Annotated in this window: 15 protein-coding genes and 1 pseudogene; 8 read left to right on the top strand and 8 right to left on the bottom strand. The window is 62.6% G+C overall.

What is annotated here, in order from left to right; translation table 11 throughout:
* The first annotated feature begins 2 nt into the window (after positions 1-2).
* Positions 3-1,334, top strand: a complete 1,332-nt coding sequence (locus PQT43_RS08375) for a DUF58 domain-containing protein (protein WP_272753697.1) — start codon at positions 3-5, stop codon at positions 1,332-1,334.
* A gap of 15 nt (positions 1,335-1,349) precedes the next feature.
* Here the strand turns inward: PQT43_RS08375 and PQT43_RS08380 are convergent, their stop codons facing one another.
* Both PQT43_RS08380 and PQT43_RS08385 read right to left on the bottom strand, forming a co-directional pair.
* Positions 1,350-1,709, bottom strand: a complete 360-nt coding sequence (locus tag PQT43_RS08380; protein ID WP_102860531.1) for a PilZ domain-containing protein — start codon at positions 1,707-1,709, stop codon at positions 1,350-1,352.
* A 219-nt stretch (positions 1,710-1,928) separates the two neighbouring features.
* Positions 1,929-2,303 carry a hypothetical protein gene (locus PQT43_RS08385; protein ID WP_102860530.1) on the bottom strand — a complete coding sequence of 125 codons (375 nt, stop codon included), beginning with the start codon at positions 2,301-2,303 and terminating at the stop codon, positions 1,929-1,931.
* A gap of 157 nt (positions 2,304-2,460) precedes the next feature.
* On the opposite strand from PQT43_RS08385, the gene pyk reads away from it, so the two are divergent.
* Entirely contained in the window at positions 2,461-3,912 is a 1,452-nt protein-coding gene (pyk, locus tag PQT43_RS08390; protein WP_016963242.1) for a pyruvate kinase, read from the top strand.
* 83 nt (positions 3,913-3,995) lie between these two features.
* Here pyk and PQT43_RS08395 read toward each other — a convergent pair whose 3' ends face one another.
* The 3 genes from PQT43_RS08395 to PQT43_RS08405 are packed head-to-tail and all read right to left on the bottom strand — an operon-like array spanning position 3,996 to position 6,811.
* The gene (locus PQT43_RS08395; RefSeq protein WP_272753698.1) at positions 3,996-4,745 is read right to left on the bottom strand and encodes an enoyl-CoA hydratase-related protein; all 750 of its coding nucleotides are present in this window, start codon (positions 4,743-4,745) and stop codon (positions 3,996-3,998) included.
* Positions 4,746-4,773: 28 nt separating this feature from the next.
* Positions 4,774-5,712: an iron-sulfur-binding ferredoxin reductase gene (locus PQT43_RS08400; protein ID WP_102880706.1), complete on the bottom strand. Its 939-nt coding sequence runs from the start codon at positions 5,710-5,712 to the stop codon at positions 4,774-4,776.
* Positions 5,705-6,811 carry a GGDEF domain-containing protein gene (locus PQT43_RS08405; protein ID WP_102880707.1) on the bottom strand — a complete coding sequence of 369 codons (1,107 nt, stop codon included), beginning with the start codon at positions 6,809-6,811 and terminating at the stop codon, positions 5,705-5,707. The genes PQT43_RS08400 and PQT43_RS08405 overlap by 8 nt, the downstream gene beginning before the upstream one ends.
* 337 nt (positions 6,812-7,148) lie before the next feature.
* On the opposite strand from PQT43_RS08405, the gene PQT43_RS08410 reads away from it, so the two are divergent.
* From PQT43_RS08410 to PQT43_RS08425, 4 genes are all read left to right on the top strand, one after another.
* A complete protein-coding gene (locus PQT43_RS08410) occupies positions 7,149-8,672 on the top strand; it encodes a fumarate hydratase (RefSeq protein WP_102860526.1) in 1,524 nt (507 codons plus the stop codon).
* A gap of 153 nt (positions 8,673-8,825) precedes the next feature.
* A complete protein-coding gene (locus tag PQT43_RS08415) occupies positions 8,826-10,592 on the top strand; it encodes an ATP-binding protein (RefSeq protein WP_272753699.1) in 1,767 nt (588 codons plus the stop codon).
* On the top strand, positions 10,586-11,920 hold the full coding sequence (locus tag PQT43_RS08420) for a sigma-54-dependent transcriptional regulator (protein WP_110651394.1): 1,335 nt from the start codon (positions 10,586-10,588) through the stop codon (positions 11,918-11,920). Before PQT43_RS08415 ends, PQT43_RS08420 begins: the two co-directional genes overlap by 7 nt.
* A gap of 290 nt (positions 11,921-12,210) precedes the next feature.
* Positions 12,211-13,533, top strand: a complete 1,323-nt coding sequence (locus tag PQT43_RS08425) for an MFS transporter (RefSeq protein WP_047305837.1) — start codon at positions 12,211-12,213, stop codon at positions 13,531-13,533.
* Positions 13,534-13,630: 97 nt separating this feature from the next.
* Here PQT43_RS08425 and PQT43_RS08430 read toward each other — a convergent pair.
* Positions 13,631-13,816, bottom strand: a pseudogene (locus PQT43_RS08430) (hypothetical protein); the annotation flags it as partial.
* A 421-nt stretch (positions 13,817-14,237) separates the two neighbouring features.
* Here PQT43_RS08430 and PQT43_RS08435 point away from each other — a divergent pair.
* Together PQT43_RS08435 and PQT43_RS08440 are read left to right on the top strand one after the other, a co-directional pair.
* Positions 14,238-14,534 carry a hypothetical protein gene (locus PQT43_RS08435; RefSeq protein ID WP_272753701.1) on the top strand — a complete coding sequence of 99 codons (297 nt, stop codon included), beginning with the start codon at positions 14,238-14,240 and terminating at the stop codon, positions 14,532-14,534.
* Positions 14,535-14,698: 164 nt separating this feature from the next.
* Positions 14,699-15,328 (top strand): flavin reductase family protein, encoded by a 630-nt coding sequence (locus tag PQT43_RS08440; RefSeq protein WP_123394079.1) that lies wholly within the window; start codon positions 14,699-14,701, stop codon positions 15,326-15,328.
* Positions 15,329-15,337: 9 nt separating this feature from the next.
* On the opposite strand, the gene PQT43_RS08445 is transcribed toward PQT43_RS08440, so the two are convergent.
* Positions 15,338-15,610 (bottom strand): hypothetical protein, encoded by a 273-nt coding sequence (locus PQT43_RS08445; protein ID WP_272753702.1) that lies wholly within the window; start codon positions 15,608-15,610, stop codon positions 15,338-15,340.
* Positions 15,611-15,619: 9 nt separating this feature from the next.
* The gene (locus PQT43_RS08450) at positions 15,620-15,985 is read right to left on the bottom strand and encodes a putative quinol monooxygenase (RefSeq protein WP_102880714.1); all 366 of its coding nucleotides are present in this window, start codon (positions 15,983-15,985) and stop codon (positions 15,620-15,622) included.
* Positions 15,986-16,183 lie beyond the last annotated feature (198 nt).

Here is a 16,183-nt window from a genome sequence, read left to right on the forward strand (position 1 = left end):
TGATGAAGCCGACTCGTCTGTTGCTGATCTGGCTGGGCACCCTGACCGGCCTGTACATCCTTCTGGGAACGGTGCGTGCCCTGGGTATCGAGGCGGTGCCGCGCCTGGACTCGATCGCCTGGGGCCTATTGCTGGCGCTGTTGCTGCTGGCGCTGCTGGATGCCCTGCGCTTGTCGCGCCTGGCGTCGCCCGAAATACAGCGTCAGTTGCCCGGCAGCCTGCCCCTGGGACGCTGGAGCGAAGTGCAACTGGAGATCCGCCACCCTTATCGGCAAGCGCTTGAGGTGCAACTGTTCGACCATCCGCCCCAGGGCTTGAGCTTTGAGCACCTGCCACAATCGGTGAGCCTGGAGCCGGGCCAGGTCAGCCGAGTGGGGTATAGCGTGCGACCGCTGCAACGAGGGCATTTCAACTTCCACCAGTGTGAAGTCAGCCTGCCCAGCCCCTTGGGCCTGTGGAGCGCCAGACGACGATTGAAAGCCCACGACAGCTCGCGGGTCTACCCGGACTTCGCCCGCCTCTATGGCGCGCAGTTGCTGGCAGTGGACAACTGGCTCAGCCAACTCGGGGTGCGCCAGTTGCAACGCCGCGGGCTGGGCCTGGAGTTCAATCAACTGCGGGAGTTTCGCGAAGGCGACAGCCTGCGACAGATCGACTGGAAAGCCACCGCCCGCCAGCGCACGCCCATCGCCCGGGAGTATCAGGACGAACGCGACCAGCAGATCATCTTCATGCTCGACTGCGGACGCCGCATGCGCAGCCAGGACGGCGAGCTGGCGCACTTCGACCATGCCCTCAACGCTTGCCTGCTGCTCAGCTATGTCGCGCTGCGCCAGGGGGATGCAGTAGGCCTCTACAGTTTTGCCGGAGAACGCTCGCGCTACCTTGCGCCAGTCAAGGGCTCGGCCCAACTGAGTGTGCTGCTCAACGGCGTCTACGACCTGGACACCAGCCAGCGTCCAGCCGACTACCAGGCTGCAGCCAGTGAATTGCTGGCGCGGCAGAAGCGTCGGGCGCTGGTGGTACTGGTCACCAACCTGCGGGATGAAGACGACCAGGAGTTGCTGACTGCAGTCAAACGCATCAGCCGCCAGCACCGGGTACTGGTGGCCAGCCTGCGCGAAGAAGTGCTCGATCAGTTGCGCCAAAGCCCAGTGCAGACCTTGCCCGAGGCGCTGATCTACAGCGCCGCCGTGAACTACCTCAATAGCCGGGCCGAACTGCATGAACGCCTGAGCGCCCACGGCATCGCCCTGCTCGACGCCCGTCCAGGCGAGCTGGGGGCGGAGCTGGTCAGCCGGTATCTGAGCTGGAAGAAAGCCGGCAGCCTGTAGTGGCTGCCGCGACATTCAGGCCGATGTCTGCAACGGATGGAAGCTGAAGTAGTGCCGCAAGGCCTGCTCCAGTTCAGCGAATTCGGCGGTCGCCCGCAGCAGGCTGAAACCGCTGTCGTACTGGTGAGGGGTCAGGTCCTCATGGCACCACAGGCAACAGGCGCTGAAATCGATGAACTGCGTCTGTCCATCACTGCCGGGGACTTTCACCCGCAACTCGAACTCGGCACCGATCAGCATCGGCAACTGGCTGATCAACATCAGCCCGTCAGCGGAAATATTGCCCAGGTAACCGACAGGCTTGTCGGTAAACCGGTTGAAGACTTTCAAGTAGGACGGCAGTTGATGCCGCTCGATCCGAGGTTCCGTGAACATGCTGGGTATCGCTATGAAAGGTCATTAAGCATGACCGCACTAGTGCTTCGGAACGGGCCTTGAGTAGCGGCTCGTTCTCCCGGATTCGAGGTGCGAGGAAAATCTTCACAAGGATTTCAACGCCACTGCGCCAGGCAGGAACCGTGCAGTGTTCGAACAACCTGTACAAATGTTAGCTCAAGCGCGAGGGGCAATTACACTGCCCCTGACCGGTATCGCTTACAACGCTGTACGGCGAACTTGTGCTGCACCGTTTGCCGGGTAATGCCCCAGTTGCTGCAAGGTGTCCAGGCGGGCACGAGCACGGTAGGCGTATTCGCTGCTGGGGTACTGGGTAATGATGAACTGATAAGTCTGCGCCGCATCGACGAACAACTTCTGCCGCTCCAGGCATTGCCCGCGCAGCATCGACACTTCCGGCTGGATGTAAGGCCGCGCACGACTGTTGCGGTCGACCTGGCTCAACTCGAGCATCACGCTCTCGCAGTTGCCGCGGTCATAAGCGCGGTAGGCGTTATTCAAATGATGGTTCATGGACCAGCGGGTGCAGCCGACAACACTGACGGCCAAGATAGCAATGAGTACGAATCGCATGGGGTATCTCCTGTCTTGTGCAGTGTATCGACTCATCGGCAAAAATCTTCAAGGTTGTTGCGGTAAACAAACAAAGCAATAAGTAGTGCAAACGAACAATGACTACAACTTCGGAGCATAGTAGCCTCTCGTTGCGCTTGAACTCAGGAGTCCGTGCATGTCCGTTCGTCGTACCAAAATCGTTGCCACCCTTGGCCCAGCCAGTAACTCGCCGGAAGTTCTCGAACAGTTGATTCTCGCGGGCCTGGATGTTGCCCGTCTGAACTTCTCCCACGGCACTCCGGACGAGCACAAGGCTCGCGCCCAACTGGTCCGCGACCTGGCCGCCAAGCACGGCCGCTTCGTGGCCATCCTCGGCGACCTGCAAGGCCCGAAAATCCGCATCGCCAAATTCGCCAACAAGCGTATCGAACTGAAGATCGGTGACAAGTTCACCTTCTCCACCGTGCACCCGCTGACCGAAGGCAACCAGGACATCGTCGGCATCGACTACCCGGATCTGGTCAAGGACTGCGGCGTCAATGACGAGCTGCTGCTGGACGACGGCCGTGTGGTGATGCGCGTGGAAACCGCCACCGCCACCGAGCTGCACTGCGTGGTGACCGTCGGCGGCCCGCTGTCCGACCACAAAGGCATCAACCGTCGTGGCGGCGGCCTGACCGCTCCGGCCCTGACCGAGAAAGACAAGGCCGACATCAAGCTGGCCGCCGAAATGCAAGTCGACTACCTGGCCGTGTCCTTCCCTCGCGACGCTGCCGATATGGAATACGCGCGCAAACTGCGTGACGAATCCGGTGGTACGGCCTGGCTGGTGGCCAAGATCGAACGCGCCGAAGCCGTGGCCGACGACGAAACCCTCGACGGCCTGATCAACGCCAGTGACGCCGTGATGGTGGCCCGTGGCGACCTGGGTGTGGAAATCGGCGACGCCGAGCTGGTGGGCATCCAGAAGAAAATCATTCTTCATGCGCGCCGCCACAACAAAGCGGTAATCGTAGCGACCCAGATGATGGAGTCGATGATCCAGAACCCGATGCCGACCCGCGCCGAAGTGTCCGACGTGGCCAACGCCGTGCTCGACTACACCGACGCGGTCATGCTCTCGGCAGAAAGCGCCGCCGGTGCCTACCCGCTGGAAGCGGTCCAGGCCATGGCGCGGATCTGTGTCGGTGCGGAAAAACACCCCACCAGCAAGACCTCCAGCCACCGCATGGGCAAGGTGTTCGAAAGCTGCGACCAGAGCATTGCCCTGGCCGCCATGTACACCGCCAACCACTTCCCGGGCGTGAAGGCCATCATCGCACTGACCGAAAGCGGCTACACCCCGCTGATCATGTCGCGCATCCGTTCCTCGGTGCCGATCTATGCCTACTCCCCGCACCGTGAAACCCAGGCGCGTGCAGCCATGTTCCGCGGCGTCTACACCATCCCGTTCGACCCGGCTTCCCTGCCGCCTGAGCAGGTCAGCCAGGCTGCGATCGACGAGTTGCTCAAGCGCGGCGTAGTAGAGAAAGGCGACTGGGTGATTCTCACCAAGGGCGACAGCTACCACACCACCGGCGGCACCAATGGCATGAAGATCCTGCACGTTGGCGACCCGATGGTCTGAGCCCTGGCTCGCTGAACGCAAAAGCCCCGGTGGTGGAAACCCCGGGGCTTTTTTGTGTCCGTCCTTCCCTGTAGCGACAGGTATCAGCCTTTGGCGAAAAAACCCGACAAGGCGGCGATGGCTTCTGGTGAACGCAGGCGCTGAGTGAACTGCGCGCCCTCTTCTTCTATTACCTGGCGCAGTTGCTCACGATAGGGAGCCTTCATCAGGCGCTTGCTCACTTGCACCGCCTCCGGCGCCAGTTGGCTGAAACGCAATGCCGCCTCCCTGGCTTTGGCCAGGGCTGCCGCGCCATCTCCCAGGGCCGCAGTGGCAATGCCCCAGGCCGCCGCCTGTTCACCACTGAAGCCTTCGCCGAGCAGCAACAACTCAGCGGCCTTGGCCTGTCCCAGCAAGCGCGGCAGGATCAGGCTCGAGCCAAATTCCGGGCACAGCCCGAGGTTGACGAACGGCATGCGCAACCGTGCATCACGGCTGACATAGACCAGATCGCAATGCAACAACAAGGTGGTGCCAATGCCCACGGCCGCGCCGGCCACCGCAGCCACCACCGGCTTGCGGCAATCGAGCAGGTTGCGCATGAACTGGAACACCGGGCTGTCGAGGTCCCTGGGCGGCTGTTGCAGGAAGTCGGCGATGTCGTTGCCGGCGGTAAAGCATTCACTGCTGCCGCAGATCAGCAGGGCATTGATTTGCGGATCGGCGTCCGCCTCGACCAGGGCTTGCGCCAGACGACTGTACATGGCACGGGTCAGGGCGTTTTTCTTGTCGGGGCGGTTCAGGCGCAGGGTCAGCAGCCCGCCCTCGCGTTGCAGCTCGATGGCATCGGTCATGAAGATCTCGCTCTGGAAAAATCAGCGCTCAACCACGGGGCAGGAACACATCGGCCAGCAGTTGATTGCGCGGCAGCCCCGCCAGATACAGGCGTCGGGCAAAGGCATCGACACTGTCGGGGTGCCCGCAGAGTAAGGCCTGGGTTTGCCGGGAAACAAGTCGCAGTTGCGCCAGGGCCGTCGTCAGCTGCGCCCCCTGCCACAGCTCCACACTCAGCTGGGGACGGTTCGCTGCCAGGGCTGCCAAGGGTTTGGCCAGGTAATGCTCGGTGGCGTCATGGGCCAGGTGAATGATGCGGATAGGGCCTTGGTGATCCTGACGCAAGGCTTCGCGCAACACCCCGAACAAGGGCGCCAGGCCGGTTCCCGAGGCCAGCAGCCAGAGCGGTCGCTGCTGCCAGTCCGGATCGTAGTGCAAGGCGCCGCCGCGCAACTCGCCCAGGCGGATCGGGTCGCCCAATTGCAACTGGCGTGCGGCGTCGCTGAATTGTCCCGGATGCCGGCAGTCCAGATGAAACTCCAGGAAGCGGTCCTCTTCCGGCAGGCTGGCCAGGGAATACGGCCGGGCGATCTGGCTGGTGGTCCACAGCACCAGGTGCTGGCCGGCGCGATAACGCAATGGCCGCTCAGGTTGCAGACGCAAGCGCAGGACTGTGGGCGATAGCCAGTCGAGCCCGACCACTTGGGCCGGCCGGCCATCGCGCAACGGATCGAAAGTCTCGACCTGCAGGTCCTCCACCACCTGGCACTGGCAGGCCAGGCGCCAGCCGCGGCGGCGCTGTTCATCGCTCAGGGCATCCGGCCTACTGTCGTTGGGCAGGCCCTGGACGCAATGCACCAGGCAGGCATGACAACTGCCGGCGCGACAACTGTAGGGCACCGCCACACCGGCCTGATTCAAGGCATCCAGCAGGTTGCTTGCCGGTGCCACCGACCAGCGCCGGCTGCCCACGGTCAATTCAGGCATCGAGGTTTTCCCAGGCGGCGGAACAACGATTGCGGCCGTCGCGCTTGGCCCGGTACAGCGCCTGATCGGCGCGTTGCAGGGCATTGTCCAGATCATCACCGGCCTGCAGCAGGGTCATTCCTGCCGACAGGCTCAGGTCACGCACATTCAGGCCCACCAGTTGCACCTCCATGAAGGCCAGGCGCAGACGCTCGCAACAGGAGGTCAGGCGCTCGGCATCACAGTCGGGCAGGAGCACCACAAACTCCTCACCGCCGTAGCGGGCCAGTACATCACCGTCCCGCAGGCAGGCCGTGGCCACCGCGGCGAACGCCTGCAGCACCTGATCTCCTGCCGCATGGCCGTGAAGATCATTGATGCGCTTGAAATGATCCAGGTCGATCAGCGCCAGCCCATGCATCTGCTCCTGGTCCATGGCCTGCAACTCACGGCTGGCGATACGCAGGAAGTGCCGGCGATTGAACAGCCCGGTCAACTCATCGGTAGCCACCAGATCTTCCAGTTGCCGCATCATCCCCCGCAAGGTGTCCTGATGGGCCTGCAAGGCAAAACGCCGCTGCCGCATGCGCGAACGCGACGCCTGGACATAGGCAGCGTACAGGCACATCCACACCAGTATCACCAGCAGCACACAGACTTGCAGCGCCGCCAGCTGGGGATCGTCGAGGACAAAGCGATAGCCGTCCCACAGGTTGACCCCGGCAAAACAGAAGAAGATCAGCGCCGCGCAACGCAGGTAGGCCCGGCGGGATAAATGGAACAGGCCGAACAGCAGCGGCAGGATATAGAACACCAGGAAAGCGCCCCGGGCCTGATCCAGGTGGGCGATCAGCCAGGTCTGCCAGGCAATGCCCAGGACCACTTGGACTTCAGTCAGGCTGGGGTCGGCAAAGCGCAGGTTGCGCCCGCTGATGAACACCCAGCACAGCAGGCCCTGAGTGGCCAACACCAACCCCGAGGCCAACAGCGCACTGCTGGTGGAGGCGCGATAGTGCCCCGCGAGAACCGCCAGCCAGAACAGCAGCAGGATCAGTCCGTAGGTGCCCGCAGCAATGGTGAAGCGCTTGAGTAACAAGCTCTGGATGGCTTTATGGGTCAATCGTTGACTCACCGTGAGAAAGGAGGCTTAAAGAGTTTCCTACCCTGCTGGCCAGTTGCAACTTTAGTGCTGCGCCCGGCAAATGACTATCCAAATTTTAAGCCGTGTTCTGCGGTTTTGCCGCTGATTCAGGCAAGAACAGTGCCCATCCGATGGGCGACTTTCGTTTGCCCGGCTGGCGGGTGTGCCGGGCCCCCAGGCGCGGTATACTGCCGCGCCTTTTTAGCGTCGCGCCAGTTGTCTGTCCGGCGTGCCTTAGAAGGTGTCTGCAACCGACCGATACACCCTGCTGCAGCCACCTTATTAAATGTTCCCGTCTTTTAGAGGAGCGCGACTCATGACCGTGATCAAGCAAGACGACCTGATTCAGAGCGTTGCCGACGCCCTGCAGTTCATTTCCTACTACCACCCCGTGGACTTCATCCAGGCGATGCACGAGGCCTACCTGCGCGAGGAATCGCCGGCCGCTCGTGACTCCATGGCACAGATCCTGATCAACTCGCGCATGTGCGCCACCGGCCACCGGCCGATCTGCCAGGACACCGGGATCGTCACCGTGTTCGTTCGCGTGGGCATGGACGTGCGCTGGGACGGCGCCACCATGAGCCTGGACGACATGATCAACGAAGGCGTGCGTCGCGCCTACAACCTGCCGGAAAACGTCCTGCGCGCTTCCATCCTGGCCGACCCGGCAGGCGCCCGGAAAAACACCAAGGACAACACCCCGGCGGTGATCCACTACTCCATCGTTCCCGGCAACACCGTGGAAGTGGACGTGGCGGCCAAGGGCGGCGGCTCCGAGAACAAATCGAAGATGGCCATGCTCAACCCGTCCGACTCCATCGTCGACTGGGTCCTCAAGACCGTACCGACCATGGGTGCCGGCTGGTGCCCACCGGGCATGCTGGGCATCGGCATCGGCGGCACCGCCGAGAAGGCTGCGGTGATGGCCAAGGAAGTGTTGATGGAGTCCATCGACATCCACGAGCTCAAGGCTCGCGGCCCGTCCAACCGCATTGAAGAAATGCGCCTGGAGCTGTTCGAGAAGGTCAACCAACTGGGTATCGGCGCCCAGGGCCTGGGTGGCCTGACCACGGTGCTCGACGTGAAGATCATGGACTACCCGACCCACGCCGCCTCCCTGCCGGTATGCATGATCCCCAACTGCGCCGCCACCCGTCACGCGCACTTCGTGCTCGACGGCTCGGGCCCGGCCGCACTGGAAGCGCCACCTCTGGACGCCTACCCGGAAATCGTCTGGGAAGCCGGTCCGTCGGCACGTCGGGTCAACCTCGACACCCTGACCCCGGAAGACGTGCAAAGCTGGAAGCCGGGCGAGACCGTGCTGCTCAACGGCAAGATGCTCACCGGTCGCGACGCGGCGCACAAGCGCATGGTGGAGATGCTGAACAAGGGTGAAACCCTGCCAGTAGACCTCAAGGGTCGCTTCATCTACTACGTCGGCCCGGTTGATCCGGTGGGCGACGAAGTGGTGGGCCCGGCCGGCCCGACCACTGCCACGCGGATGGACAAGTTCACCCGGCAGATCCTCGAGCAGACCGGCCTTCTGGGCATGATCGGCAAGTCCGAGCGTGGCCCGACCGCCATCGACGCGATCAAGGACAACAAGGCCGTGTACCTGATGGCCGTCGGCGGCGCCGCCTACCTGGTGGCCCAGGCGATCAAGAAGTCCAAGGTCCTGGCCTTCGCCGAACTGGGCATGGAAGCGATCTACGAGTTCGAGGTCAAGGACATGCCAGTGACCGTCGCCGTCGACAGCAAGGGCGAGTCGGTCCACATCACAGGTCCTGCCATCTGGCAGAAAAAGATCAGTGACAGCCTGGCGGTAGAAGTGCAGTAAGCCCTTCTCACGTCTGGCCAAAGCGGCGGTGCTGTTGAGACAACAGCCCGTCGCTTTTTTTATGCCGCGCCCTTTCGCGACACTGTCGGCGATCAACGTTCCACCCGTCGCTCATGCTATCGTTCCCGCCCCCATTGCAGCCTGCCCCGACTCATGGCCCAGATCTCTCGCCCTCTCCGCTTGACGTTCTATATCCTGGTTATTCTCGCTGGCACCGTCATCAGCGCCGGCCTGGCCATGCGCCACGCCGAACGCCAGACGCTGGTGGAGGATGCCGCCCGAGCCAATGAACAGCTAGGGCTGTATGCCAACTCGCTGCACACCCTGATCGAACGCTATCGCGCCCTGCCAGCGGTGCTGGCCCTGGACCCGGAACTGCGTTCGGCACTTCAGGGCCCGGTGACGGCAGACACCCAGGATGCACTGAACCGCAAACTGGAAAAGATCAACGGCGCCGCCCGCTCCTCGACCCTGGAACTGCTGAACCATGAAGGCCTGGCCGTGGCGGCCAGCAACTGGCGACTGCCCAGCAGCTATGTCGGCCACAACTATGGTTTTCGCCCCTACTTCAAGCAGACCCGCAGCCAGGGCAGCGGGCGTTTCTACGCCGTGGGCGTCACCAGCGGCATTCCGGGGTATTTCCTCTCCAGCGCGGTCAAGGCCGACAACGAGGACTTCCTCGGGGCCATGGTGGTCAAGCTGGAGTTCCCCGAACTGGAGCATGAATGGAGCCAGGGCAACGACACCCTGCTGGTGAGCGACGCCCGGGGCATCATCTTTATCGCCAACCAGCCCGGCTGGCGTTACCGGCAGTTGCAACCGCTGTCCGCAAACGACCTGGCGGAGATCAAGCTGACCCGTCAGTACGACAAGCAACCGCTGACGGCGCTGCAACATACGACCCTGCAAACATTCGACGACAACAGCAGACTGGTCCAGGTCGAAGGCCCCGAGGGCGTGGCCAACTATCTCTGGGAATCCCTGTCACTGACCGCCGAAGGCTGGACCCTGCACCTGCTGCGCAAGCCGGCCAGCGCTTTCGAGGAAAGCCGCAATGCCGGGCTGGCGGCCGCCGGTGCCTGGCTGACCCTGGTGTTCCTGTTGCTGTTCCTCAGCCAACGCTGGCGCTTGGGGAAAATCCGTCAACGCAACCGTGAAGAGCTGGAGCAATTGGTCCAGGAACGCACTCGGGATCTGCGCACCGCCCAGGAAGGCCTGGTGCAATCGGCCAAGCTGGCCGCCCTGGGGCAGATGTCCGCGGCCCTGGCCCATGAAATCAACCAACCCCTGACCGCCCAGCGCATGCAGCTTGCCACGCTGCGGCTGCTGCTGGATCACGGCCGGGTGGATGAGGCTTACAAAGCCCTGCGACCATTGGACGACATGCTGACCCGCATGGCCGCCCTTACCAGCCATCTCAAGACCTTCGCCCGCAAGAGCCCCAGCGGCCTGCGCGAACGCCTGGATCTGGCCGCGGTGGTGGACCAGTCGCTGCAGCTGCTGGAAACCCGGCTGCGTGCCGAAAACATCCAGATCGAGCTGCACCTGACCCGCCCGGCCTGGGTTCGCGGTGATGCCATCCGCCTGGAGCAGGTGCTGATCAACCTGCTGCGCAATGCCCTCGACGCCATGCAGAACAAGCCTGAAAAGCACCTGCAGATCAGCCTCGAAGCCGAGGACCAATTGTGGCAACTGCGGGTCGCCGATAACGGCGGCGGGATCGCCGAGGAGCACCTGCTGAGCGTGTTCGACCCGTTCTTTACCACCAAGCCGGTGGGCGATGGCCTGGGCTTGGGGCTGGCCGTGTCCTACGCCATCGTCCATGAACTGGGGGGACGCTTGAGCGCCGCCAACCAGGATCAGGGCGCGGTGTTCACCCTCAGCCTGCCCATCGATCTGGAGGCGCACATCCAATGCTGAACTCGGTAATCGTGGTGGATGACGAGGCCAGCATCCGTACCGCCGTCGAACAATGGCTGAGCCTGTCGGGGTTCGAGGTCCAGCTGTTCAGCCGCGCCGAGGATTGCCTGGCGCAACTGCCGAAGAACTTCCCCGGGGTGATCCTCAGCGATGTGCGCATGCCCGGTATCAGCGGCCTGGAGCTGCTGGCCCAGGTCCAGCGCCTGGACCCCGACCTGCCGATCATCCTGCTGACCGGTCACGGTGACGTGCCCATGGCGGTCGAGGCCATGCGCGACGGTGCCTATGATTTCCTGGAAAAACCCTTCAGCCCCGACACCCTGCTCAGCAGCCTGCGCCGGGCCCTGGACAAACGCCGCCTGGTCCTGGAAAACCGTCGCCTGCACCAGCAGGCTGACAGCCGGGCCAAGCTCGACGCCACCCTGCTCGGCATGTCCCGAGCCCTGCAGACCCTGCGCCGCCAGGTACTGGATCTGGCCGCCTTGCCCGTGAATGTGCTGATCCGAGGTGAAACCGGCAGCGGCAAGGAATTGATCGCCCGCTGCCTGCACGACTTCGGTCCCCGGGCCGGCAAGCCCTTCGTCGCCCTGAACTGCGCAGCGATCCCCGAGCAACTGTTCGAGGCCGAGTTGTTCGGCCATGAAAGCGGCGCCTTCACCGGCGCCCAGGGCAAGCGCATCGGCAAGCTGGAGTACGCCCATGGCGGCACGCTGTTTCTCGACGAGATCGAAAGCATGCCCCTGGCCCAGCAGGTCAAGCTGCTGCGGGTGCTGCAGGAGCAGAAACTGGAACGCCTGGGCTCCAACCAGAGCATCAAGGTCGACCTGCGGGTGATCGCCGCCACCAAGCCCGACCTGCTTGAGGAGGCCCGAGCCGGACGCTTTCGCGAAGACCTGGCCTATCGCCTGACCGTGGCCGAACTGCGCCTGCCGCCACTGCGTGAGCGCCGCGAGGATATTCCACAGCTCTACGAACACTTCGCCCAGGCCGCCGCCGAGCGCCTGGGGCGCAGCGTCGCGCCCTTGAGTGGCGCCCAGTTGAGCCGCCTGCTCAGTCACGACTGGCCGGGCAACGTGCGCGAACTGGCCAACGCCGCCGAGCGTCAGGTGCTGGGCCTCGGGGAGCCGGAAGCCGAAGTCCTCGAAGCCGGCCAATCCCTGGCCGCGCAGCAAGAAGCCTTCGAAGCCCAGTGCCTGCGCGCAGCCCTGACTCGCCACAAGGGCGAGATCAAGGCCGTGCTCAACGAACTGCAACTGCCGCGCCGGACCCTGAATGAAAAAATGCAGCGTCACGGCCTGACCCGGGAAATGTTCCTCAAAGACCCATAACCCCCGCCTGTAGGAGCCGGCTTGCCGGCGAACAGGCCCCAAAGCCAGGTACTGCCCCCAGCAACGCCCTCACCCACAAAGACAACGCCGCCCACGAGCGCCTCCCGGAGCCGTGTTCACTTAGGCAATTTCCCGCCTACCCCACAGGCACCCATAGGCGGATTTCCGCTCATCACCACCGATCAAACCCCTCTAGCCCGGGCTTCTTGTCCTTGGCACAGGTCCTGCTATAGCCCCAGCAGGCTGCGCTTGCGCGCGCTCCACAAAAACAATGAATAGAAGGGTCCGTCATGGATATCTCTAATACCCTGCCTGCCGGGTCGGCGGCTGCATCCGCCACCGAAAAGACCACCGCCAGCCGCCTGAAGTCGATCTTCAGCGGTTCCGTGGGCAACATGGTCGAGTGGTACGACTGGTACGTCTACGCGGCATTCTCGCTGTACTTCGCCAAAGTCTTCTTCCCCAAGGGCGACACCACCGCACAACTGCTGAACACCGCCGCGATCTTCGCCGTGGGCTTCCTGATGCGCCCGATCGGTGGCTGGCTGATGGGCCTGTACGCCGACCGCAAAGGCCGTAAAGCCGCGCTGATGGCTTCGGTGCTGCTGATGTGCTTCGGCTCGCTGATCATCGCCCTGACCCCGGGTTACGAAACCATCGGCGTCGGCGCCCCCATCCTGCTGGTGCTGGCGCGCCTGATGCAGGGCCTGTCGGTGGGCGGTGAATACGGCACCTCGGCCACCTACCTCAGCGAGATGGCGACCAAGGAACGTCGCGGCTTCTTCTCCAGCTTCCAGTACGTGACCCTGATCTCCGGTCAGCTCATCGCCCTGGGAGTACTGATCGTGCTGCAGAACATTCTGACCACCGAGGAGCTGCAATCCTGGGGCTGGCGGATTCCGTTCGGCATCGGTGCCCTGTGTGCGGTCGTGGCCCTGTACCTGCGTCGCGGCATGGAAGAAACCGAGTCCTTCACCAAGAAGAAAGAGAAGCCAAAAGAAAGCCTGATGCGCACCCTGATGCGTCATCCCAAGGAACTGATGACCGTGGTCGGCCTGACCATGGGCGGCACCCTGGCCTTCTACACCTACACCACCTACATGCAGAAATACCTGGTGAACACCGTCGGCATGAGCATTTCCGACTCCACCACCATTTCTGCCGCCACGCTGTTCCTGTTCATGTGCCTGCAGCCGGTGATCGGTGCACTCTCGGACAAGGTGGGCCGGCGGCCGATCCTGATTGCCTTCGGCATCCTCGGCACCCTGTTCACCGTGCCGATCCTCACCACCCTGCACACCATCCAGACCTGGTGGGGCGCGTTCTTCCTGATCATGGCGGCACTGATCATCGTCAGTGGCTACACCTCGATCAACGCGGTGGTGAAGGCCGAGCTGTTCCCCACTGAAATCCGTGCCCTGGGCGTGGGCCTGCCCTACGCGCTGACCGTATCGATCTTTGGCGGCACCGCGGAATACATCGCCCTGTGGTTCAAGAGCATCGGCATGGAAACCGGCTACTACTGGTACGTCACCGCCTGTATTGCCTGTTCGTTGCTGGTCTACGCGACCATGAAGGACACCCGCAAGCATTCGCGGATCGAGACCGACTGATAGAAAAACGGCGCCCGGGTGCAAGGCCCGGGCGCTTTTTTCGCGATCTGTGGGGAGGCTTTCGCCGGCCAGCCGGCTCCTACAGATGATCAACAGATCAGGCAAGTGCGGCGGTGCCCTGGCGCCCATAGCGGTTCTGGGCCCAAGTCGCCCCCACGATCATCACCAACACAATCCCCGCCAATCCCGCCAACGAGCCGATGATGCCGAAGTCCAGGCCACCCTTTTCATGGGGCTTGCTGAGGAAGTCGCGCACATTCGCGCCAAACGGCCGGGCCATCAACGACAGATCACCTGCGGTGTTATCCGGGATCGTCGCGCCGATGTTCATGACCCAGAAGGCCTGAGTGATCTGGGGGAGTTTGTTCACGGGCAAGGAAACTCACGGCGACGCCTACGAGTGAGTCTCGTCATGGGGCTGGCTGAAAGAACCACTGAAGGTTTTTTGTGCTGTTTTATCCGCCACCTGAACAATTAATGATCAGTTAATGACGCATGCGCAGTCTGACAGTGAATCCAAGTTGCGACTTGGCACGTATCTGTAGTGAGGCCTGGGTGCGGTAATCGGTGGTCAGGAATGACGGCCTACATATCGGTAAATTCGATTTTAATTAGCATTAATTTGCGCTTTTTAATCAAATTTACAGGAGTAGGATTCATTCCAAGCCCAACGCAAACACCTCAACAAACCTGGAGTCACCACCATGAAAAGCAAACTGATCCTCGCCCTGACCCTGTCGGTACTGACTGCCAATACCTTCGCCGCTGACGGTTTCGATCGCACCGGTTCCGCCACCTTCGCTGCCGACGGTTACGACCGCACCGGCTCCGCTACCTTCGCCGCCGATGGCTACGACCGCACCGGTTCCGCCACCCTCGCTGCCGACGGTTACGACCGCACCGGTTCCGCCACCCTCGCTGAAGACGGCTACGACCGCACCGGTTCCGCTACCTTCGCTGCCGACGGTTACGACCGCACCGGCTCCGCCACCATCAGTTGATCGATTCACCTGACACCACAGCCCGGCTTCGGCCGGGCTTAGTCTTTTCTGGCCGAGGAAAATCTTTCGCCCCCTGGATCAACCGAGGCCCGGACGCTGGAATTCGACCAGAGCGCACTGCACTATGGCGCCCTTCACTCGCCCCACAGCAGGAACCTTGAGCCATGTCCGACGATATCCACTTTTACCAACCTGCCCTAGGCCACGGCCTGCCCCATGACCCGTTCAATGCCATCGTCGGCCCGCGTCCCATTGGCTGGATTTCTTCCCAGGATGCACAAGGCCGGCTGAACCTGGCGCCTTACAGTTTCTTCAATGCCTTCAACTACATTCCGCCGATCATCGGGTTCTCCAGCGTCGGGCGCAAAGACAGCCTGAATAACATCGAGGCCACCGGAGAGTTCGCCTGGAACCTGGCCACCCGGCCCTTGGCCGAGCAGATGAACCAGAGCTGCGCCGCGGTCCCCGCCGAGGTCGACGAGTTCGAACTGGCCGGGTTGAAGACCGTGGCCTCGAAGATCATCAGCGTGCCCCGGGTTGCCCAGAGCCCGGTGTCCTTCGAATGCAAGGTCACCCAGATCATTCAGTTGCAGCGTGCGGACAAGGAGCCGGTGCCGAGCTGGCTGATCCTCGGCGAAGTGGTCGCCGTGCATATCGCCAAGTGGCTGCTCAAGGACGGGATCTACGATACCGCCGCGGCAGAACCCATTCTGCGCGGCGGCGGACCGGCGGACTACTTCCAGTTGGGACCAGAAGCCCTGTTCAAGATGCACCGCCCAGGAGCGGTCAGGTAGTTCGGCGACTCAGTGGCCGTGAAAGCTCAGTTCGCCGTCTTGATCGACGTCGGCCAGCTGTTCGAGGTGTTGCGCGGCAGCCTGGTCGGCTTCGTGAGCGGTCTTGAATGTCTGCTCAACCAGGACTTTATGAAAGCGTGGAGCCCCTGAAGCGCCCAGGGCTTTGACGGCGATCGCTGCGCTGTATCCCCCCTCCCCTGGAACCACAGCGGAAACTGCTTCGTAGTGTGCAAACTCTTTACGTGCCATGTTGCTGATCCTGGCCAATGGAAAGTCGGCCATTCTAAACCTTCAACTGGCCAGCTTGTGCAGCGGCGCACGCTGTAGCTGCGCGTACTCTCCATGAGCCTCAAGCGCCGACACCGTGCTGAAGGTGTGGAAGTCCAGGCTGTTGACCACCAGGTCCTGCACCAGCTCGGCGAAGATGGCCATGGTTGGCGAGTTGAAATAGGCGGTCATGCTCTGCTGGCTGCTCCAGAAGCCGGACACCAGCCACAGGTCGGCATCGCACTGCGAATGCTGCAGAGCAAAGTGCAGGCAACCGCTGGCCTGGCGCGATGGTTCGATCAGGCTGCTCAAGCGCGCACCCAACTCAGTGGAGCGCCCGGCCCGGGCCCGAACAAAAGCCATGTGACTGACGGGAATATGCGTGGACATGTGGAACCCTCCCAGGGTGTTGTCGAGGCAGCCGGGGACGGGCTGCGACAGAATCAACGATACGGGGCGGGCCCACTTGCGCGTTAGTCGATTTCTGCCGTTGATTTGCCCAATCCTGCGACAAGCCCGCTGCTGCAGCGCATGGGCGGCGACAGGGCACAGAAGCGTTACAACGGTGTTTCAAGCAAGTGAAGCCCC

The sequence above is a fragment of the Pseudomonas sp. BLCC-B112 genome (genome assembly GCF_028550695.1).
Classification (GTDB): domain Bacteria; phylum Pseudomonadota; class Gammaproteobacteria; order Pseudomonadales; family Pseudomonadaceae; genus Aquipseudomonas; species Aquipseudomonas danubii.